Here is a 19,825-nt window from a genome sequence, read left to right on the forward strand (position 1 = left end):
GCCTAGCGCCGGCGGGCGTGACGGATGCCCGGCACCTGGGCCACGGCGCGCAGCACCGCATTCAGCCGGGTGGCGTCGGCCAGTTCCACCGTGAAGGTCATGTAGGCGGTGCTGCCACCCTTCCCGCCAGGACCCTTGACCGACTGGGTGTGCACGCCGGTGACATTGACCTTGTCCTTGGCGAAGACCTCGCTGATGTCGCGCAGCAGGCCGGAGCGGTCGGCCGCCTCCACCACCACGTCCACCGGGTAGGCGGCGTTGTCGCCAGCATCGCCCCAGGCCACGGCGATCACCCGCTCCGGCGTGCGCTCGGCCATGTGGCGGAAATTGGGGCAGGTGCTGCGGTGGATGGCCACGCCCTTGCCACGGGTGACATAGCCGCCGATGGCATCCGGCGGCGCCGGCCGGCAGCAGCGGGCCAGCTGCGTGAGCAGCGATTCCACGCCCACCACCAGCACGCCACCCTCGGTGGCGCGGGTGCGCTTGAGGTGGATGCCGTCGTCCTCGGCCGGCACGGCCGGGGCCGGGCGCAACAGCAGCTCGATGTTGCGCAGCGAAAACTCGTCCTTGCCGACCACCTCGAACAGCGCGTCGGCGCCCTTGAAGCCCAGCTGCGCGGCCAGGTCGTCGAGCTTGATCGCCGTGCGGCCTTCACGCTGCAGCAGCTTCTCCACCAGCTCCCGCCCGCGGGCGATGGTGGTCTGCATCGCCTGGGCGTTGAACCAGGCCCGCACCTTGGCCTTGCTGCGCGGGCTGCGGATGTAGCCCAGCTCGGCATTCAGCCAGTCCAGCGACGGTCCGCCCTCCTTGGCCGCCACCACCTCCACCGTCTGGCCATTGGCCAGCGCGGTGTTCAGCGGCACCATCACGCCGTCGACCCGGGCGCCGCGGCAGCGGTGGCCCAGGTCGGTGTGCAGCACGTAGGCGAAATCGATCGGCGTGGCGCCGGCGCCCAGCTCGATCACCGTGGCCTGGGGCGTGAAGACGTAGATGCGGTCCTCGAAGGACGGACCGGCCACGCCGGGGTCGCTGGTCTGGCCGGCACGCTGGTCGACGAACTCGCGCTCCCAGGCCAGCAGCTGGCGCAGCACCGCCTTGCGCGCCTCGGCCACCCGTTCCTCGAACTCGCCGGCCGCCAGCACGCCGGCATAGCCCTTGGCGCCGGCCTCCTTGTAGGCCCAGTGCGCCGCCACGCCGTGTTCGGCATGCTCGTGCATGGCCGCGGTGCGGATCTGCACCTCCACCGGCCGGCCGCTTCCGGCGGCACCGTCGGGCTCGTCGAACAGCACCACGGTGTGCAGGCTCTGGTAGCCGTTGGACTTGGGCCGGGCGATGTAGTCGTCGTACTCGCCGGGCACCGGGCGGTGGCATTCATGCACCCGCGACAGCGCGGCATAACAGGCCGGCACATCGGCCACGATGATGCGCAGCGCCCGCAGGTCGAACACCCGGTCCAGCGCCAGGCCCTTGCCCTGCATCTTCTTCCAGATGCTGTACAGGTGCTTGGGCCGGCCCTGCACTTGCGCATCGATGCCGGCGGCCGCCAGCTCGGCCTGCAGCCGGCCGCGCGCCGCCTCGATACCGGTCTCGCGCTGCAGCCGCTTCTCGGCCAGGGCCTGGGCCAGGCGCTTGTACTCGGCCGGCTGCAGGAAGCGGAAGGCCAGGTCCTCCATCTCCCACTTGATCTGCCAGATGCCCAGGCGGTTGGCCAGCGGCGCGAAGACCTGCTGGCTCTCCTGCGCCAGCAGCTGGGGGCACGGCACCTTGCTGGCCGCATGCCAGCGCAGCGTCTGCAGGCGCGAGGCCAGGCGCAGCAGCACCACCCGCAAATCGCGCGAGAACGCCAGCAGCATCTTGCGCACCCGCTCGGTCTGCTGGGCGCGCTGCTCGGCTTCGACCTGCGCCTCGCGGGCAGCGCGCTGGATCTGCACCAGCTTGCGGGTGTGGGCCACCAGGCCGGCATAGCTCTCGCCGAAGGCCTTGGCCACCACCTCCTCGGGCTTCTGCAGAAAGTCGCCGGCATAGACCAGGTAGGCCGCCGCCCGCATGCCCGGCCCGGCTCCGATGGCCTGCAGGATGTCGGCCACGCCATCGGCATGGGCCAGCGCATCCTCGCCGGTGTCGAGCAGACGGCCGGTCAGCAGCGGCTCGGCAAAGGCGCGGGCGCGCTGCAGTGCCGCGTGCTCGGCCTCGGCGCTGTCGGCCGCGCCGCCGGGGCCGCTGCCGGTGAGCGCGACGATCGGCGCCGACGGATGCGGCACCGCTTGCGGCGCCTGGGGCTCGGTCTTCATGGCTGGCGCAAGAACTCCTGCACCAGAGCCACCTGGTCCGCTTGCACCAGAGTGGGCGCATGGCCCACGCCGGGCAGCACGACCAGCCGGGCCCGCGGGCCGCGCGTGGTCATCACCTCGGCGGTGGCGGCCGACAGCAGATCGGACTGCTCACCGCGGATCAGCAGCGTGGGGCAGCGCAGCCGGTCGTAGCTGGCCCACAGCGCGGCCTGGCCGGCCTCGGCCAGCTCGGGCGTGACCAGGCGGAAGGGCACGGCGATCGCCGGGTCGTAGTGGGGCTTGAAACCGTCGCCGTCCGGCTTGAGCTGCGGGCGGGTCAGCGCCAGCCATTGGTCGCGGCTGTGCGGGCCGAAGCCCTGGCTGATGGCCCACAGCGCATCGGCCGCCGCCTCCACGCTGGGCCAGTGCGCCGGCAGCCCCAGGTAGGTGCCGATGCGCTGCAGCGAGGCCCATTCGATCACCGGCCCCACATCGTTGAGCACCAGGCGCTGCACCGGGCTGTTGGGCAACGACGCCAGGCCCAGGCCGATCAGCCCGCCCATCGACGTGCCGACCCAGTGCACCGTCTGCGCGTCCAGCCGGGCCAGCAGCGTGACCATGTCGGCCACGTAGACCGGGATGGCGTACCCCATCGGGTCGGCCAGCCAGTCGCTCTGGCCGCGGCCCACCACGTCGGGGCAGATGACGCGGTACTCGCCGCACAGCGCGGCGGCCAGCGTGTCGAAGTCGCGCCCCTGGCGCGACAGGCCGTGGGCGCAGACCAGCACCCGCGGATTGGCGGCGTCGCCCCACTCCCAGTAGGCCATGCGGTGCAGGCCGCCGCTGCCCAGGCATTGCACATGCTTCAGGCGGGGGGTGGGTGGCGCGGTGTCAGCCATGGTGCGGGTCTCCTTGCCCATAATCATCGCAGCAAGGGCCGGACGATCCGCCGCCGGCCCGCCCCCATCGATCGAATGTTTTCGGAGAAGCACATGCTCAAAGGCAAGACCGCCCTCGTCACCGGCTCCACCAGCGGCATCGGACTGGGCATTGCCCTGCAGCTGGCCCGCCAGGGCGCCCACATCATGCTCAACGGCTTCGGCGATGTCGACGGCGCCAAGGCCGCGGTGGCGGCGCTGGGCGGCCGGGTGTCGTTCCACGGCGCCGACATGTCCAAGCCGGCCGAGATCGAGGCCATGGTGCGGGCCTGCGAGGCCGAGTTCGGCGCGGTCGACATCCTCGTCAACAACGCCGGCATCCAGCATGTGGCCAAGATCGAGGACTTCCCGGTCGACCGTTGGGACGCGATCATCGCGATCAACCTGTCGTCGGCCTTCCATAGCACCCGCGCTGCGCTGCCGGGCATGAAGGCGCGCAACTGGGGCCGGGTGATCAACATCGCCTCCACCCACGGCCTGGTGGCCTCGGCCGAGAAATCCGCCTACGTCGCGGCCAAGCACGGCATCGTCGGCTTCACCAAGGCGGCGGCGCTGGAATGCGCCACCACCGGCGTCACCCACAACGCCATCTGTCCAGGCTGGGTGCTGACGCCGCTGGTGCAGAAGCAGGTGGACGCGCGTGCCGCCGCGGCCGGCATCTCCAACGACGAGGCCAAGCGCCAGCTGCTGGCCGAAAAGCAGCCGTCGCTGCAGTTCACCACGCCCGAGCAGCTGGGCGAGCTGGCGGTGTTCCTGTGCTCGTCGGCTGCCGACAACGTGCGCGGCCAGGCCTGGGCGATGGACGGCGGCTGGACGGCCCAGTGACTACCTGGGCGACAGCTGGATGCTGCCGTTGACCGAAACCGTCACCGTGGTCCGGCCCGGCTCCACCGGCTGGCCCGCCTCGGCCATCGGCGCCGCGGCAGCGGCCATCCTGTACATCGGCGCCGGCATCGGCGCACCGCTCTCGCTGCCGTTGACCGACACCTCGCGCAGGCTGTAGCTCGCAAAGCCGAACTGCCGCGCATGGGCCTCGGCCCGGTCCTTGAAGCGGCCGATGGCCTGGGCGGCCACCTCGGCCTCCACCTTGTCGCGCGCTTCGCGTGACAGGCCGTAGCCCACCCGCGCCACCGTCAGGCTGTTCAGCCGGCCGGCCAGCTGGCTGATGGCCGCGGTGTCGCTGCCCTCCACCACCAGCTCGGCGCGGCCCTGCCAGCCGCTGATCACCGGCGCCGTGCCCGGCTTGGCGGCGTAGCGCGGCGACAGGTTGAAGCTGCCGGTGCGCACCTCCACGCCGCCGGGCCGGGCAGCCTTGCGGGCCTCGGCCAGCGCGGCATCCAGCACCTGGCGCAACTGGCTCTGCACAGCGGCGGCGTCGCTGCCCTCGCGGGTGGCCGCCAGGGTGATGGCGATCAGGTCCTGCGGCACCTCGCGGCTGGCCTCGGCACTGAGGTTGACCACGTTCTGCGGCGCGGCCTGCCACACCGTCACCGGGTTGGTCTGGGCCAGCGCCGGGCCGGCCAGCAGGGCAGCGGCCAGGGGCAGCAGGAGGGGGAGGCGGCGGAGAGTCATCGAGGGTCTCGCAGGAAGGAGCGGAGCCGGCCAGGCCGGCGGCGGTGCAAGCTGCAGCCGCCACACCCACAGCGCGGCAGCCTGCTGCGTGGTTGACTTCACGGCGGGAAGCAACCTGCCGCGCACAGTTGTAACAGAGGGTCAGAACCGGGCCTGGCGCCCGGACACCGGCCTGCACAATGCCGTTGTTACAAATGGGAGCCCCGCATGACCGCCCCTGCCAACGCCCGCCCAGACCGCATCGTCGTCGTCGACGACGACGCCCGCATCCGCGACCTGCTGCGCCGCTACCTCACGCAGGAAGGCTTCGACGTGCTGCTGGCCGAGGACGGCAAGGCGCTGAACCGGCTGCTGACGCGCGAGAACATCGACATGATCGTGCTCGACCTGATGCTGCCGGGCGAGGACGGCCTGTCGATCTGCCGCCGCCTGCGCGCAGCCAACGACACCACGCCGATCATCATGCTCACCGCCAAGGTGGAGGATGTGGACCGCATCGTCGGCCTGGAGGTGGGCGCCGACGACTACCTGCCCAAGCCCTTCAATCCGCGCGAGCTGCTGGCGCGCATCCATGCGGTGCTGCGCCGCCGTCCGGCGCAGGAAGCCCCCGGCGCACCCAGCAAGGAGGCCCAGGTCGTCAACTTCGGGCCGTTCGAGTTCGACCTGTCGCTGCGCCGGCTGACCAAGGACGGCGAGCCGATCGCGCTGACCACCGGTGAGTTCTCGATGCTCAAGGCCCTGGTGCGCCACCCGCGCCAGCCGCTGTCGCGCGACAAGCTGGCGCAGCTGGCCCGCGGCCGCGACTTCGAGCCCTTCGACCGCAGCCTGGACGTGCAGGTCTCGCGGCTGCGCAAGCTGATCGAGCCCGATCCCTCGCAGCCGCGCTACATCCAGACCGTGTGGGGCGTGGGTTATGTCTTCGTGCCGGACGGTGCAGGCTGAGCCGGCAGCGCGGTGGTGCGGTGTACCCTTGTGACCCCGTCCACCTGACTCCCGGGTAATCCCTTGACCCAGCAGAAGGTCGCGCTCAGCCTGTTCTGGCGCACGTTCTTCCTGTTGCTGCTGCTGCTGGCCGCCATCGCGGCGGCGTGGGGCTTCACGCTGCGCAGTGTCGACGTGCAAGGCTGGCTGGGCCCGCGCAACGTGCCGCACCTCACCAGCCTGCTGCGGCTGAGCGCAGAGGCCCTGCGCACCAGCGACCGTGCCAACCGCCCGGTGCTGCTGAAGAACCTCGCCGCCCGCGAGGGCCTGTTGCTGCAGGCCCGGGCGGTGGCCGATGTCTGGACGGTGCCGGCCGAAGGCGGCCCCCTGGCCCGCCTGGCCGGCGAGCTGCGCCGCCGCCTGGGCCCCGAGCTGGTGGTCGCCAGCAGCCTGAACGGTGCGCCGGGCCTGTGGTTCGGTTTCGTGGTCGAGCGCGAGGCCTGGTGGCTGCAGGTGCCGGCCGGTCTGGTGCCGCCGCCACCCGACCGCCAGGGCCTACTGTGGGTGCTGGGCGCCGCGCTGGCCACGCTGGCCGGCGTCGTGTTGATCGCCCAGCTGATCAATCAGCCGCTGCGCCAGTTGTCGTTCGCAGCCAGCAAGATCCGCGGCGGCGAATTCGATTCGCGGCTGGACGAGACCACCATCACCAGCGAGATCCGCGAGGTGAACATGGGCTTCAACCGCATGGCCCGCGAGCTGGCCAAGGTGGAGGAAGACCGCGCGGTGATGCTGGCCGGCATCAGCCACGACCTGCGCACGCCGCTGGCGCGGCTGCGGCTGGAAGCCGAGATGAGCGTGGTCGACGACGAGGCCCGCAGCAACATGGCCAGCGACATCGACCAGCTCGACGCCATCATCGACAAGTTCATGGACTACGCCCGCCCGGGCGAGACCCACCTGCGGCCGGTGCTGCTGTCCAAGCTGATCGACAAGGAGGCGGCCTCGTTCCGCGATCCCTCCGAGATCCGCATCACCTCGCGGGTGAGCATCGACCTGGAGGTGCTGGCCGACGAGGTGGAACTGGGCCGGGTGTTCAGCAACCTGTTCGAGAACGCCCGCCGCTACGGCCGCACCACCGACACCGGCATTGCCATGGTCACCGTCAGCAACACCCGCACCGGCGGCTGGGTGATCTGCACCGTGCGCGACCACGGTCCCGGCGTGGCGCCCGAGAAGCTGGGCCAGCTGACCACGCCGTTCTTCCGCGGCGATGCGGCCCGCACCGCCGCCACCGGCGCCGGCCTGGGCTTGGCCATCGTCGACAAGGCGATGCAGCGCATGGGCGGCCAGGTGGAGGTGGCCAACGCGCCGGAAGGCGGTCTGGTGGTGCACCTGCGGATGCGCCGCGCCCGCCACGTGCGCGCCGAGCAGACCACTACCCGCACCGACGGCTGACGCCGGTGCTCAGGCCTGCAGCAGCAGGCAGACGGCGCGGGCCTCGATCGCCCGGCCCTCACCCACCGGGCCCAGTTTCTCGGCGGTCTTGGCCTTCACGTTGACCTGTCCGGGTTCCAGACCCAGCAGCGCAGCGATGCGCGCCACCATCGCCGGGATGTGCGGCGCCAGCTTGGGCGCCTGGGCCACGATGGTGCTGTCGATGTTGCCGATCTGCCAGCCGGCGGCACGCACCCGGCGCGCCGCCTCGGCCAGCAGCACGCCGGAATCGGCGCCCTTGAATTGCGGGTCGGTGTCGGGGAAATGCCGGCCGATGTCGCCCAGCGCGGCGGCGCCGAGCAGGGCGTCGGTGATGGCGTGCAGCAGGGCATCGGCATCGGAATGGCCCAGCAGGCCGTGGCTGTGCGGGATGGTGATGCCGCCCAGCACCAGCGGCCGGCCGCTGACCAGCTGGTGCACATCCCAGCCTTCGCCGATGCGCAGTGTGGGGATGCTCATGCAGCGACCTCCCGTGTGGCCAGCAGGCGCGCGGCCAGCGCAAAGTCACCGGGGAAGGTGAGCTTGAAGTTCTCCTGGTCGCCGGGCACCAGGCGTGGCGCCAGGCCCAGGGCCTCGATGGCGCTGGCCTCGTCGGTGACGGCCGCGCCGGCGGTGGCCAGCGCTTCGCGCAGCTGTCCCAGGCGGAACATCTGCGGCGTCTGCGCGGCCCACTTGGCGTTGCGGTCGATGGTGGCGGCCACGCGGTCGCCACCTTCATGGGCCGGGCTGGCCTGCTTCAAGGTGTCGGCCACCGGCAAGGCCAGCAGGCCGCCCACCGCGTCGTCCAGACAGGCGTCGATCAGCCGATCGACCCAGATGGCGCGCAGCAGGCAGCGGGCGGCATCGTGCACCAGCACCCAGTCGTCGGGCCGGGCGCCGCGGTGTTGCAGCTCGGCCAGGCCGGCGGCCACGGTGGCGGCGCGGCTGTCGCCACCACAGCGGGCCACCCAGGCACGCGGGCCGGTGAAGCCAGGGGCGGCGTCCTCGAACTGGCCGTCGTCAGGCGCCAGCACCACCAGCGTGGCGGCCAGGCGGTCCACCTGCGCCAGCGCCGCCAGGGTGTGGGCCACCACGCTGCGGCCGGCGAGGCTGGCGTACTGCTTGGGTTGCAGCAGGCCGGCGCGGCTGCCGCTGCCGGCACAGGGCACCAGCGCGTAGCAGCGGGGGCTTGGCCCCTGGTTGTGGTCTGTCATCGCCCGGATTCTAGAATTCAGCCCAGTCACGCCCCCGAGCACACGCTCCGGGGCGTGTTGCCGTTTTCTGTCGCTCCAGGCCCCCATGCAACTGCCCACCATCGCCGCCGGCAAGCGCTTCACCCTGCCCCGCCCCACCGGATCGGGCGATGCCCTGCTGCTGGCGCGGCTGGGCCAGGCCCGCGCAGCAGACAAGCACCTGCTGGCCATCGTCACCGCCGAGCCGGCCGATGCCCAGCGCCTGGCCGACGAGCTGCCGTTCTTCGCGCCCGGCCTGCGGGTGGCGCTGTTCCCCGACTGGGAGACCCTGCCCTACGACAGCTTCAGTCCGCACCAGGACCTGATCAGCGAGCGGCTGGCCACGCTGTGGCGCATCCACACCGGCGATGTGGACGTGGTGCTGCTGCCGGCCACCACCGCGCTGACGCGCCTGGCGCCGCCCAGCTTCCTGGCCGGCACCACCTTCCGGTTCAAGCAGAAGACCAAGCTGGACGAGGCGGCGCTGAAGTCGCAGCTGACGCTGGCCGGCTACAACCATGTCAGCCAGGTGGTGTCGCCGGGCGAATACGCGGTGCGCGGCGGCCTGATCGACCTGTTCCCGATGGGCAGCCTGGTGCCCTACCGGGTCGACCTGTTCGACAACGAGGTGGACTCGATCCGCACCTTCGACCCCGACACCCAGCGCAGCCTGTACCCGGTGCCCGAGGTGCGGCTGCTGCCCGGGCGTGAATTCCCGATGGACGAGGCGGCGCGCACCACCTTCCGCCAGCGCTGGCGCGAGAAGCTCGATGGCGACCCGACCAAGAGCCGCATCTACAAGGACATCGCCCAGGGCATCGCCACCGCCGGCATCGAGTACTACCTGCCGCTGTTCTTCGAGCAGACCGGCACCATCTTCAGCTACCTCGGAGAGCAGGCCATGCTGGTGCTGCATGGCGAGGTGGACGCGGCGCTGGACCGCTTCTGGACCGACACCCGCGACCGCCACCGCTTCATCGCCGCCGACCCCGACCGGCCGGTGCTGGCGCCGGAAGAGATCTTCCAGCGCAGCGACGAGTTCTTCACCAACGCCAACCGCCATGCCACGCTGGCGCTGCGCGGCAACGACCCCACCGACTGGGCGCGGCCGCTGCCGGCCATCGCCGCCGACCGCAATGCCACCGAGCCGCTGGCCGCCTTCAACCGCCACCTGGAGAGCACGCCAGCACGGGTGCTGATCGTCGCCGAGAGCGATGGCCGGCGCGAGAGCCTGCTGGAACTGCTGCGCGACCACCAGATCAGCCCGCCCAGCGTCAGCACGCTGGCCGAGTTCGAAGGCAGCGACGAGAAGTTCTGCATCACCGCCGCGCCACTGGCCGCGGGCTTCCACTGGTTCGAGCCCGGTGCGCAACCGCCGGTCTCGATCCAGTTCATCACCGAGACCGAGCTGTTCGCCAGCGCGCCGCAGGCCCGCCGCCGCCGCAAGCAGGAGCAGACCAGCAGCGTCGATGCGCTGATCAAGGACCTGTCGGAACTGAAGGTGGGCGACCCGGTGGTGCATGCCAGCCACGGCATCGGCCGCTACCAAGGGCTGATCCACATCGACCTGGGCGACGGCGCCAGCGAGTTCCTGCACCTGACCTATGCCGACAAGGCCACGCTGTATGTGCCGGTGGCCCAGCTGCACCTGATCAGCCGCTACACCGGCGTCAGCGCCGACGAGGCGCCGCTGCACCGGCTGGGCAGCGGCCAGTGGGACAAGGCCCGCCGCAAGGCCGCCGAGCAGGTGCGCGATGCCGCCGCCGAACTGCTGAACCTGTACGCCCGCCGCGCTGCGCGCGAAGGCCATGCCCACCGCTACAGCGCGCACGATTACGAGGCCTTTGCCAGCAGCTTCGGTTTCGAGGAAACCCCCGATCAGCGCGCCGCCATCCATGCGGTGATCCAGGACATGGTCAGCCCGCAGCCGATGGACCGGCTGGTCTGCGGCGATGTCGGCTTCGGCAAAACCGAGGTGGCGCTGCGCGCCGCGTTCATCGCGGTGATCGGCGGCAAGCAGGTGGCCATCCTGGCGCCGACCACCTTGCTGGCCGAGCAGCATTACCGGACGCTGGTCGACCGCTTCGGCCGCTGGCCGGTGCGCATTGCCGAGATGTCGCGCTTCCGCACCGCCAAGGAGGTGAAGCAGGCGCTGCAGGGGCTGGAGGACGGCACGGTCGACATCGTCGTCGGCACGCACAAGCTGCTGAGCCCCGATGTGAAGTACAAGCGCCTGGGCCTGCTGGTGATCGACGAGGAGCACCGCTTCGGCGTGCGCCACAAGGAGGCGATCAAGGCCATGCGCGCCGAGGTGGATGTGCTGACGCTGACCGCCACGCCCATCCCCCGCACCCTGGGCATGGCGCTGGAAGGCCTGCGGGATCTGTCGGTCATCGCCACCGCGCCGCAGCGGCGTCTGGCAATCAAGACCTTCGTGCGCAGCGAGGGCCACAGCGTGATCCGCGAGGCGGTGCTGCGCGAGCTCAAGCGCGGCGGCCAGGTCTACTTCCTGCACAACGAGGTCGACACCATCGAGGCCCGGCGCGACCGCCTGGCCGAGCTGCTGCCCGAGGCCCGCATCGCCGTGGCCCACGGCCAGATGCCCGAGCGCGAGCTGGAAGCGGTGATGCGCGACTTCATCGCCCAGCGCCACAACCTGCTGCTGTGTTCCACCATCATCGAGACCGGCATCGATGTACCGAGCGCCAACACCATCGTCATCAGCCGAGCCGACAAGTTCGGCCTGGCCCAGCTGCACCAGCTGCGCGGCCGGGTGGGCCGCAGCCACCACCAGGCCTATGCCTACCTGCTGGTGCCCGACACCGAGACGCTGACCAAGCAGGCCCAGCAGCGGCTCGATGCGATCCAGAGCATGGAGGAACTCGGCTCCGGTTTCTACCTGGCGATGCACGACCTGGAGATCCGCGGCGCCGGCGAGGTGCTGGGCGAGCACCAGAGCGGCAACATGATGGAAGTCGGCTTCCAGCTCTACAACGACATGCTGGCCGAGGCCGTGCGGGCGCTGAAGGCCGGCCAGGAGCCCGACCTGCTGAGCCCCACCGGCGTGTTCGGCGGCAGCACCGAGATCAACCTGCATGCCCCCGCCCTGCTGCCCGATGCGTATTGCGGCGATGTGCAGGTGCGGCTGAACCTCTACAAGCGCCTGGCCACCGCCGACAAGGCCGAGCAGCTGGATGTGCTGCTGGAGGAGATGACCGACCGCTTCGGCAAGCTGCCGGCGCAGGGGCAGACGCTGTTCGACACCCACCGCCTGCGGGTACTGGCCAAGCCCTACGGCGTGGCCAAGATCGATGCCAACCCCAAGCTGATGAACATCACCTTCCGACCCAACCCCCCGATCGACGCGATGAAGATCATCGCCCTGGTGCAGAAGAACAAGAACATCAAGCTCGCCGGCAACGACAAGCTGCGCATCGAGCGCGAGATGGCCGACCCCAAGGACCGGGCGCAGTACGTGCGCGATGTGCTGCGCGCGCTGGGGCCGCCGGTGGCGGCGCCGCGCTGACGGCCGCGGGCACGCGGCGGCGTCCTACAGCCGCATCGGCGCCGTCCTAGGCGCCGGCCGCGGTGCGGCCGTCAGGCTCAGACCATCGGTGCCCGACGGTGGCGCTGCCCGCCGGGCAGCTGCCGCCGGGCGCCCACCCGATGGGATGCAGCATGCGAACAATTCGATCGACAACCCCGCCCGCACGGTGGCCGAGGCTGCTGGCGCTGGCGGCCGGTGCCGCGGTGCTGGCCGGCTGCGGCGGTGGCGGCGGTGCCGACGAGCCGGCTGGCCAGGTCGGCGTGGCCAGGCTGGTGGTGCGGGATGCCTACGGCGTCCCTGTGGCCGGTGCCAGCGTGCTGCCGGCCACCGCCGGCGCCACCGCGGTGCTGACCGACAGCCAGGGCGTGGGCCACGTCGCCGTCCTGCCGGGCACGCAGTCGTTCACGATCAGCGTGCCCACGTTCGTGCCCCAGGTCACCGAGGTTCTGGTGTCCAACGGCGTGGTCACCACGGCGCCAGTCACCCTGCAGCGCGCCACCGCCGCCGCCGGCGGCGCACTGGCCACCCGCAGCGGCGTGGCGCCGCAGCGGTCGGCCGACGGCCGCAGCCTGGTGTTCGAGGTGGAGCTGGTGGTGGTGGGCGCAGATGCCCAGCCGGTCACGGGCCTGGTGGCGGGCGACTTCCAGCTGCTTCCGTGCATGCCCGACGCCGCCACGGCGGTGGCCGACTGCCTGCGCCAGGCGCCGGCCGACCATGCCTACCAGCCCGATGCCGCGGCCACCAGCCTGCAGTTGGTGCCCGCCCTGCCGGTGGCTGCCCACACCGTGGGCCTGCTGATCGACCAGAGCGGCAGCATTGCCGACAACGACCCCCTGAACGCCCGGCTGTACGCCACCAAGGCGCTGATCAGCACGCTGGCAACCGGTGACCAGGCCTTGCTGGGCGCCTTTGCCCGCGGGCCCGGCGCCCGCCTGCCGCTGCAGCCGCTGACGCTGCTGGGCGCCGTGCCCGACGCTGCCGCGGCGCCCCAGTCCTTCCCGGCGCTGGATGCATTGGCCGGCCAGAGCGGCGGGCAGACGCCGCTGCACGACACCATCGACGCCATGCGCCTGCAACTGGTGGCCAGCCCGCTGCTGCGCACCGGCCTGCCCCGTGCCCTGGTGGTGTTCACCGACGGCGCCGACACCGACTGCGCCGGTGCCGCCGCCTGCGCCACGCGCCGTCAGCAGGTGGTGGACGCCGCCCGGGCCGACGGCGTGCGGCTGTTCACCATCGGCCTGAGCGGCCGCATCGACGTCGAGGCCCTCAGCCACCTGGCCACGGCCGGCGGTGGCGCGATGCTCTACGCCGAGACGGTGGAGCAGTTGATTCCGCTGTACGGCAGCCTGGGGAAACTGATGAGCCTGGGCCTGCCGACCTACCGCCTGCGTTTCAGCATCGACGCCGGCCAGGCCGGGGTGTTTGCCGCCGGGCAGACGGTGCTGGCCCGGGCGCGGGTGCAGCTGCACGGCCAGACGGTGGACATTCCACTGGCCATCAGCCTGCCCTGACGGCGGCTCGCGGCAGCGGCCGGCTCAATCGCCGGCCGGCCGGCCGTGGGCTGCGTCCAGCCGGTCCATCGCCAACGCGTAGACCCAGACGATGGCGCAGAACACCAGCAGCGCACCCTGGGCCGTGGCCCAGAAGCCGAACGGCCAGCCGAAGAAGTTGAAGCGCAGGCTGGGCCCGAGCAGGCACACCACCAGGGTGACCAGCAGCCACAGGCCCAGCAGCCCGGCACTCAGCCGGAGCGTCTGGCTCCAGTAGGCTGCTGGGGTATCGGGTCGGCTCATGGGCGGCGGATGCTAACCAAAGCCGTGGCGGATGGCACCCGGGCCAGACCCGCATGCCGGCACGCGCCGGCACACCCCCATGCGAGAATCCGCCCTCGATCAAACCGCATCACGCACCCTCCATGGACATCGAACAAGTCAACGCCATCGGCACGCTGCTCGCCGATCTGAGCGCCCGCACCGAGCAGCTCCGGGGGTATCTTTGACTACGACCGCAAATCCCTGCGGTTGAATGAAGTCAATGCCGCGCTGGAGAACCCCAGCGTCTGGAACGAACCCAAGCGCGCCCAGGAGCTGGGCCGCGAGAAGAAGTCGCTCGAAGACGTGGTCGGCACCATCGACCACCTGAAGAGCAACCTCGCCGACAACACCGAGCTTTACGAGATGTCCAAGGCCGACGAGGCCTTCGACGACCTGGCCGCGATCGAGGCCGACGCGGCCGAGCTGCGCCAGACCGTCGAGCAGCTCGAGTTCCGGCGCATGTTCAGCAACCCGGCCGATCCGCTGAACTGCTTCGTCGACATCCAGGCCGGCGCCGGCGGCACCGAGGCCTGCGACTGGGCCGGCATGCTGCTGCGCCAGTACCTGAAGTACTGCGAGCGCAAGGGCTTCAAGGCCACGCTGGAAGACGAGACCCCCGGCGACGTGGCCGGCATCAAGAGCGCCACCATCAAGGTCGAGGGCGACTACGCGTTCGGCCACCTGCGCACCGAGACCGGCGTGCACCGCCTGGTGCGCAAGAGCCCGTTCGATTCCGCCGGCGGCCGCCACACCTCGTTCGCGTCGCTGTTCGTCTACCCCGAGGTGGACGACTCGATCGAGATCGACATCAACCCGGCCGATGTGCGCACCGACACCTTCCGCGCCAGCGGCGCCGGTGGCCAGCACATCAACAAGACCGACTCGGCGGTGCGGCTCACCCACATCCCCACCGGCATCGTGGTGCAGTGCCAGGACGGCCGCAGCCAGCACAGCAACCGCGATGTCGCCTGGAAGCGGCTGCGCAGCCGGCTGTACGACCATGAGATGCGCAAGCGCATGGAAGAGCAGCAGAAGCTGGAGGACACCAAGACCGACGTCGGCTGGGGCCACCAGATCCGCAGCTATGTGCTGGACAACAGCCGCATCAAGGACCTGCGCACCAACGTCGAGATCTCGGCCACGCAGAAGGTGCTGGACGGCGACCTGGATGCCTTCATCGAGGCCAGCCTGAAGGCCGGGCTCTGACCCTGGCGGACCGCGGCAACCACTGCCGCGTGCCGCCCCCAACCCACCCTGATTGGAACCTCCCGCCATGCGTGAAGGCCCCGCCACCGTGATCCGCCGCGAAGACTATGCGGCGCCGGCCTACTGGATCCGCAGCGTCGAGCTGACCTTCGACCTGGACCCGGCCAAGACCATCGTCGCCAGCAGGCTGACCGTGGAACGCCATGCCGACGCCGCGCCCGGCGCGCCGCTGGTGCTGCACGGCGATGGCCTGGTGCTGCTGCGCTGCCTCGCCGACGGCGAGAGCGTCAGCTTCCGCCAGGACGACGGCCTGCTGGTCATCGACAACCCGCCCGACCAACCCAGCTTCACGCTGGAGATCCGCAACACCTGCGCGCCGGAGAAGAACACCCAGCTGTCGGGCCTGTACACCAGCGGCGGCGGTTTCTTCACCCAGTGCGAGGCCGAGGGCTTCCGCCGCATCACCTACTTCCTGGACCGGCCCGACGTGATGGCGGTCTACACCGTCACCCTGCGGGCGGACAAGGCGAAGTACCCGGTGCTGCTGTCCAACGGCAACCTGCTGGAGCAGGCCGACCTGCCCAACGGCCGGCACATGGCGAAGTGGCACGACCCCTTCCCCAAGCCCAGCTACCTGTTCGCCCTGGTGGCGGCCGATCTGGTCTGCCGCGAGCAGCGCATCACCGCGCGCAACGGCAAGGAGCACCTGCTGCAGGTGCATGTGCGCCGTGGCGACCTGGACAAGACCGAGCATGCGATGAACGCGCTGATCGCCAGCGTGGCCTGGGATGAAGCCCGCTTCGGCCTGCCGCTGGACCTGGAGCGCTTCATGGTCGTCGCCGTCGGCGACTTCAACATGGGCGCGATGGAGAACAAGGGTCTGAACATCTTCAACACGAAGTACGTTCTCGCCAGCCCCGCCACCGCCACCGACGACGACTTCGCCGGCATCGAGAGCGTGGTGGCGCATGAGTACTTCCACAACTGGACCGGCAACCGCATCACCTGCCGCGACTGGTTCCAGCTGAGCCTGAAGGAAGGCCTGACCGTCTACCGCGACCAGGAATTCTCGATGGACATGGCCGGCAGCGCGTCGGCCCGCGCCGTGCTGCGCATCGATGCGGTGCGCAACCTGCGCGCGGTGCAGTTCCCCGAGGATGCCGGCCCGATGGCCCATCCGGTGCGGCCCGACAGCTACAGCGAGATCAACAACTTCTACACCGCCACCGTCTATGAAAAGGGCGCCGAGGTGGTGCGCATGATGGCCACGCTGGTGGGCCGCGCCGGCTTCCGCGCCGGCATGGACCTGTACTTCCAGCGCCACGACGGCCAGGCCGTGACCTGTGACGACTTCGCCCAGGCCATCGCCGATGCCAACCCCGGCAGCGCGCTGGCCAGCCACCTGGGCCACTTCAAGCAGTGGTATGCCCAGGCCGGCACGCCGCGGCTGCAGGCCCGCGGCAGCTACAACGAGGCAGCCCGCCGCTACACGCTGACGCTGCGCCAGAGTGGCGCCCCCTCGCCTGGCCAGCCGGAGAAGCAACCCGGCCTGGTGCCGGTGCTGATGGGCCTGGTGGCCGCCGACGATGGCCGCGCCCTGCCGCTGAAGCTGGAGGGCGAGGCCCAGGCCACCGGCACCGAGCGGGTGCTGGTGCTGACCGAGGCCGAGCAGACCTTCACCTTCGTCAATGTCGAGGCGCCGCCGGTGCCGTCGCTGCTGCGCGGCTTCTCGGCGCCGGTCACGCTGGACGACGGCCTGGACGATGCCGCGCTGCTGGTGCTGTTACAGCACGATGCCGACGCCTTCAACCGCTGGGAGGCCGGCCAGCGGCTGTCGCTGGGTCGGCTGCTGGCCGCCCTGCCGGGCGATGCCGACCTGCCGCCGCTGGATGACGCCTACCTGCAGGCACTGCGCCGGGTGCTGCGCGACGACACGCTGGACCCCGCCTTCAAGGACCAGGTGCTGCAGCTGCCCAGCGAGGTCTATGTGGCCGAGGTGGTCGGCAGCGAGGTCAACCCCCAGCGCATCCACCGCCTGCGCGAGCAGCTGCGCGGGCAGCTGGCCAGCGCGCTGCGTGACGACTGGGTCTGGGCCTTCGAGGCCCACCAGGTGCGCGAAGGCTACCGCCCCAATGCCGCGCAGGCGGGCCAGCGGGCACTGGCCAACCAGGCCCTGCGCATGCTGGTGCTCGATGCGGTGGCCTCTGGCGACACCGTGTGGCCCGGCCGCGCCTACCAGCGGTTCAAGGATGCCGGCAACATGACCGACCGCTTCGGCGCGCTGTCGGCGCTGGTGGATGCACAGTCGCCGCTGGCCGAACCGGCGCTGGCGCGCTTCCATGCGCTGTTCGCCGGTGACGACCTGGTCATCGACAAGTGGTTCAACCTGCAGGCCACGGCCAATGAGCCGGCCAGCGGTGGCGGCCTGCAGCGGGTGAAGGCGCTGATGCAGCATGCCGACTTCTCGCTGAAGAACCCCAACCGCGCCCGCGCCCTGCTCAGCGGCTTCTGCCGCGACAACCCGGCCGCCTTCCACCGCACCGATGCGGCCGGCTACGTGTTCTGGGCCGACCGCGTGCTCGAGCTCGACGCCATCAACCCGCAGCTGGCGGCCCGCCTGGCCCGGGCCATGGACCGCTGGCGCGCCCTGGCCGAGCCCTGGCGCAGCGCCGCCCGCGAGGCTGTGGCCCGCGTGGCCGCCGCCCCGCGCCTGAGCGACGACGTGCGCGAGATCGTCACCAAGGCGCTCGACTCCTGATCCGCACCACCCCACCGCACCATGAAACGCATCAGCCTCACCCAGTACCTGGTCGAACAGCAACGTGAGCATGGCCACATCCCGGCGCAGCTGCGGCTGCTGATCGAGATCGTGGCCCGCGCCTGCAAGCGCATCGCCATCGCCGTCAACAAGGGCGCGCTGGGCGAGGTGCTGGGCAGCGCCGACACCGAGAACGTGCAGGGCGAGGTGCAGAAGAAGCTGGACGTGATCAGCAACGAGGTGCTGATCGAGGCCAATGAATGGGGCGGCCACCTGGCGGCCATGGCCAGCGAGGAGATGGACACCATCCACGTGGTGCCCAACCGCTACCCGCAGGGCGAGTACCTGCTGCTGTTCGACCCGCTGGACGGCAGCAGCAACATCGATGTCAACGTGTCCATCGGCACCATCTTCAGCGTGCTGCGCAAGGTCACCAACACCCGCGGCGTCAGCGAAGAGGACTTCCTGCAGCCCGGCAAGCAGCAGGCCGCGGCCGGCTACTGCGTCTACGGCCCGCAGACCATGCTGGTGCTGACCGTCGGCGAAGGCGTGGCCATGTTCACCCTGGACCGCGAGACCGGCAGCTGGGTGCTGACCGAGAACGAGGTCACCATTCCGGCCGACACCAAGGAGTTCGCCATCAACATGTCGAACATGCGGCACTGGGCACCGCCGGTGCGGCAGTACATCGACGACTGCCTGGCCGGCAAGGAAGGCCCGCGCGGGAAGGACTTCAACATGCGCTGGGTGGCCAGCATGGTGGCCGACGTGCACCGCATCCTGTCGCGCGGCGGCGTGTTCCTCTACCCCTGGGACAAGCGCGAGCCCGACAAGCCCGGCAAGCTGCGCCTGATGTACGAGGCCAACCCGATGGCCTTCCTGATCGAGCAGGCCGGCGGGCAGGCCACCAACGGCCGCCAGCGCATCCTCGACATCGTGCCGACCAAGCTGCACGAGCGGGTGAGCGTGGTGCTGGGCTCGAAGAACGAGGTGCAGCGCGTCACCGAACTGCACCAGGCTGCGGCAGACGCCACACGCGCCTGAGGCTGCACCGCAGCTTCCCACGCTATACTCATGGGCTACACACGCCGGTGTAGCTCAGTCGGTAGAGCAGCGCATTCGTAATGCGAAGGTCACCAGTTCGATTCCGGTCACCGGCACCACAGACGACGGATCAAGGGCCTGGCGCACGCCAGGCCCTTTTTTCTTGGCGCAGGCGCCTGACAGGGTCCGGGGGAAGTCCGCAGTCCGCATTTAGCCGGATGCCGGCGTCGCCGCTGCTGGGGCGCTGAACCGCAGCTGCAGCCGCCCGGCCGCCACCACCGCCTGCGTGCGGGTGGTCACATTCAAGGCCCGAAGCACCGCCGAGGTATGGGCCTTCACCGTGCCGGCAGACAGGCCCAGTTCGCGTTCGATCAGCTTGGCAGGCTTGCCTTGCAGGATCAGGTACAGCACATCCGCCTGACGGGGCGTCAGGCCCAACTGCTCGGGATGCCTGGGGCCGGGCGCCTGAAATCCGGCCGCGGCCGGTTCGGCCGCCAGGAACACCGACGGCGGCAGGTAGATGCCGTTGGACAGGATCAGGCGCAGCGCGGCCAGCATGACACCGGCGCTGGCGCTCTTGGGCACGAACCCCATGGCGCCGGCATCGAGCGCCTGCAGCACGGTAGGCTTGTCATCGACCGAAGACAGGGCCACCAACGGCACGGCTGGATGCCGGACGCGCATCAGTGCCATGCCGCTGAGCCCGCCCATGCCGGGCATGCCCAGGTCCATCACCACCAGATCCACATCGGGATGGGCCGCGAGCAACTCCAGCGCCGCTTCGGCAGAGCCGGCGCCCAGCACCTGCAGCGGATCGGCCAAGGGCTGCAGCAGCAGCGCCATGCCTTCCCGGAACAGCTGATGGTCATCCACGAGCAGCACCTTCATCGCCGAGCCCTCTCCAGGTTGCCGACGCATGCTATCGCCTGGGCCGGCCAGACAGGCGTGTCTGGCCACGTGTGTCGGCCCAGCCACTTGGATGAGCCAAACGGCCAATCGACGTACCGCCGACGCCGCGCTGCAATGCCGGCTTGCCGCGTCCCGAGACGG

At 70.6% G+C, this 19,825-nt stretch carries 15 protein-coding genes and 1 tRNA gene; 9 read left to right on the forward strand and 7 right to left on the reverse strand.

Annotated features, from left to right (window positions below; genetic code table 11):
• Positions 1 to 2 precede the first annotated feature (2 nt).
• Both FFT10_RS05940 and FFT10_RS05945 read right to left on the reverse strand, forming a co-directional pair.
• On the reverse strand, positions 3 to 2,291 hold the full coding sequence (locus FFT10_RS05940) for a RelA/SpoT family protein (protein ID WP_137731854.1): 2,289 nt from the start codon (positions 2,289 to 2,291) through the stop codon (positions 3 to 5).
• A complete protein-coding gene (locus FFT10_RS05945) occupies positions 2,288 to 3,169 on the reverse strand; it encodes an alpha/beta fold hydrolase (RefSeq protein ID WP_137731855.1) in 882 nt (293 codons plus the stop codon). The genes FFT10_RS05940 and FFT10_RS05945 overlap by 4 nt, the downstream gene beginning before the upstream one ends.
• Positions 3,170 to 3,262: 93 nt before the next feature.
• On the opposite strand from FFT10_RS05945, the gene FFT10_RS05950 reads away from it, so the two are divergent.
• On the forward strand, positions 3,263 to 4,033 hold the full coding sequence (locus FFT10_RS05950; RefSeq protein ID WP_137731856.1) for a 3-hydroxybutyrate dehydrogenase: 771 nt from the start codon (positions 3,263 to 3,265) through the stop codon (positions 4,031 to 4,033).
• Here FFT10_RS05950 and FFT10_RS05955 read toward each other — a convergent pair whose 3' ends face one another.
• Entirely contained in the window at positions 4,034 to 4,780 is a 747-nt protein-coding gene (locus tag FFT10_RS05955) for an SIMPL domain-containing protein (RefSeq protein ID WP_137731857.1), read from the reverse strand.
• 207 nt (positions 4,781 to 4,987) lie between these two features.
• Between FFT10_RS05955 and ompR the strand changes: the two genes are divergently transcribed.
• Entirely contained in the window at positions 4,988 to 5,722 is a 735-nt protein-coding gene (gene ompR / locus FFT10_RS05960; protein WP_137731858.1) for an osmolarity response regulator transcription factor OmpR, read from the forward strand.
• Between the two features lie 63 nt (positions 5,723 to 5,785).
• Positions 5,786 to 7,156, forward strand: a complete 1,371-nt coding sequence (locus FFT10_RS05965; RefSeq protein ID WP_137731859.1) for an ATP-binding protein — start codon at positions 5,786 to 5,788, stop codon at positions 7,154 to 7,156.
• 9 nt (positions 7,157 to 7,165) lie between these two features.
• Here FFT10_RS05965 and ispF read toward each other — a convergent pair whose 3' ends face one another.
• Both ispF and ispD read right to left on the reverse strand, forming a co-directional pair.
• Positions 7,166 to 7,654, reverse strand: a complete 489-nt coding sequence (ispF, locus tag FFT10_RS05970) for a 2-C-methyl-D-erythritol 2,4-cyclodiphosphate synthase (protein WP_137731860.1) — start codon at positions 7,652 to 7,654, stop codon at positions 7,166 to 7,168.
• Positions 7,651 to 8,388 carry a 2-C-methyl-D-erythritol 4-phosphate cytidylyltransferase gene (gene ispD, locus FFT10_RS05975; RefSeq protein ID WP_137731861.1) on the reverse strand — a complete coding sequence of 246 codons (738 nt, stop codon included), beginning with the start codon at positions 8,386 to 8,388 and terminating at the stop codon, positions 7,651 to 7,653. The genes ispF and ispD overlap by 4 nt, the downstream gene beginning before the upstream one ends.
• An 85-nt stretch (positions 8,389 to 8,473) precedes the next feature.
• Here ispD and mfd point away from each other — a divergent pair, with 85 nt between their 5' ends.
• Together mfd and FFT10_RS05985 are read left to right on the forward strand one after the other, a co-directional pair.
• A complete protein-coding gene (gene mfd, locus FFT10_RS05980; RefSeq protein ID WP_137731862.1) occupies positions 8,474 to 11,932 on the forward strand; it encodes a transcription-repair coupling factor in 3,459 nt (1,152 codons plus the stop codon).
• Between the two features lie 152 nt (positions 11,933 to 12,084).
• The gene (locus FFT10_RS05985; protein ID WP_162520701.1) at positions 12,085 to 13,464 is read left to right on the forward strand and encodes a VWA domain-containing protein; all 1,380 of its coding nucleotides are present in this window, start codon (positions 12,085 to 12,087) and stop codon (positions 13,462 to 13,464) included.
• A gap of 24 nt (positions 13,465 to 13,488) precedes the next feature.
• Here the strand turns inward: FFT10_RS05985 and FFT10_RS05990 are convergent, their stop codons facing one another.
• Positions 13,489 to 13,746, reverse strand: coding sequence for a DUF4212 domain-containing protein (locus FFT10_RS05990; protein ID WP_137731864.1), 258 nt, complete (start codon positions 13,744 to 13,746; stop codon positions 13,489 to 13,491).
• A gap of 122 nt (positions 13,747 to 13,868) precedes the next feature.
• Here FFT10_RS05990 and prfB point away from each other — a divergent pair.
• From prfB to FFT10_RS06010, 4 genes are all read left to right on the forward strand, one after another.
• A protein-coding gene (gene prfB / locus FFT10_RS05995; protein WP_137731865.1) for a peptide chain release factor 2 occupies positions 13,869 to 14,973 on the forward strand; the annotation gives its coding sequence in 2 pieces (ribosomal slippage) (positions 13,869 to 13,949 and positions 13,951 to 14,973; 1,104 coding nt in all).
• Positions 14,974 to 15,040: 67 nt separating this feature from the next.
• Positions 15,041 to 17,731 carry an aminopeptidase N gene (gene pepN, locus FFT10_RS06000; RefSeq protein WP_137731866.1) on the forward strand — a complete coding sequence of 897 codons (2,691 nt, stop codon included), beginning with the start codon at positions 15,041 to 15,043 and terminating at the stop codon, positions 17,729 to 17,731.
• Between the two features lie 21 nt (positions 17,732 to 17,752).
• Positions 17,753 to 18,775: a class 1 fructose-bisphosphatase gene (locus FFT10_RS06005; protein ID WP_137731867.1), complete on the forward strand. Its 1,023-nt coding sequence runs from the start codon at positions 17,753 to 17,755 to the stop codon at positions 18,773 to 18,775.
• 43 nt (positions 18,776 to 18,818) lie between these two features.
• Positions 18,819 to 18,894: transfer RNA gene (locus tag FFT10_RS06010), tRNA-Thr, on the forward strand.
• A gap of 91 nt (positions 18,895 to 18,985) precedes the next feature.
• On the opposite strand, the gene FFT10_RS06015 is transcribed toward FFT10_RS06010, so the two are convergent.
• A complete protein-coding gene (locus FFT10_RS06015; RefSeq protein ID WP_228026970.1) occupies positions 18,986 to 19,771 on the reverse strand; it encodes a response regulator in 786 nt (261 codons plus the stop codon).
• Positions 19,772 to 19,825: the final 54 nt, after the last annotated feature.

Source organism: Pseudaquabacterium pictum (assembly GCF_005403045.1).
GTDB classification, from domain to species: domain Bacteria; phylum Pseudomonadota; class Gammaproteobacteria; order Burkholderiales; family Burkholderiaceae_C; genus Pseudaquabacterium; species Pseudaquabacterium pictum.

What these genes read in the sequence shown, in the direction of transcription:
- FFT10_RS06005 (WP_137731867.1), top strand. Translation starts at nt 17,753, where the DNA reads ATGAAACGCATCAGCCTCACCCAGTACCTGGTCGAACAGCAACGTGAG.
- FFT10_RS05990 (WP_137731864.1), bottom strand. Translation starts at nt 13,746, where the DNA reads ATGAGCCGACCCGATACCCCAGCAGCCTACTGGAGCCAGACGCTCCGG.
- FFT10_RS05945 (WP_137731855.1), bottom strand. Translation starts at nt 3,169, where the DNA reads ATGGCTGACACCGCGCCACCCACCCCCCGCCTGAAGCATGTGCAATGC.
- ispF (WP_137731860.1), bottom strand. Translation starts at nt 7,654, where the DNA reads ATGAGCATCCCCACACTGCGCATCGGCGAAGGCTGGGATGTGCACCAG.
- ispD (WP_137731861.1), bottom strand. Translation starts at nt 8,388, where the DNA reads ATGACAGACCACAACCAGGGGCCAAGCCCCCGCTGCTACGCGCTGGTG.
- FFT10_RS05950 (WP_137731856.1), top strand. Translation starts at nt 3,263, where the DNA reads ATGCTCAAAGGCAAGACCGCCCTCGTCACCGGCTCCACCAGCGGCATC.
- pepN (WP_137731866.1), top strand. Translation starts at nt 15,041, where the DNA reads ATGCGTGAAGGCCCCGCCACCGTGATCCGCCGCGAAGACTATGCGGCG.
- mfd (WP_137731862.1), top strand. Translation starts at nt 8,474, where the DNA reads ATGCAACTGCCCACCATCGCCGCCGGCAAGCGCTTCACCCTGCCCCGC.
- FFT10_RS05940 (WP_137731854.1), bottom strand. Translation starts at nt 2,291, where the DNA reads ATGAAGACCGAGCCCCAGGCGCCGCAAGCGGTGCCGCATCCGTCGGCG.
- FFT10_RS05955 (WP_137731857.1), bottom strand. Translation starts at nt 4,780, where the DNA reads ATGACTCTCCGCCGCCTCCCCCTCCTGCTGCCCCTGGCCGCTGCCCTG.
- FFT10_RS05985 (WP_162520701.1), top strand. Translation starts at nt 12,085, where the DNA reads ATGCGAACAATTCGATCGACAACCCCGCCCGCACGGTGGCCGAGGCTG.
- ompR (WP_137731858.1), top strand. Translation starts at nt 4,988, where the DNA reads ATGACCGCCCCTGCCAACGCCCGCCCAGACCGCATCGTCGTCGTCGAC.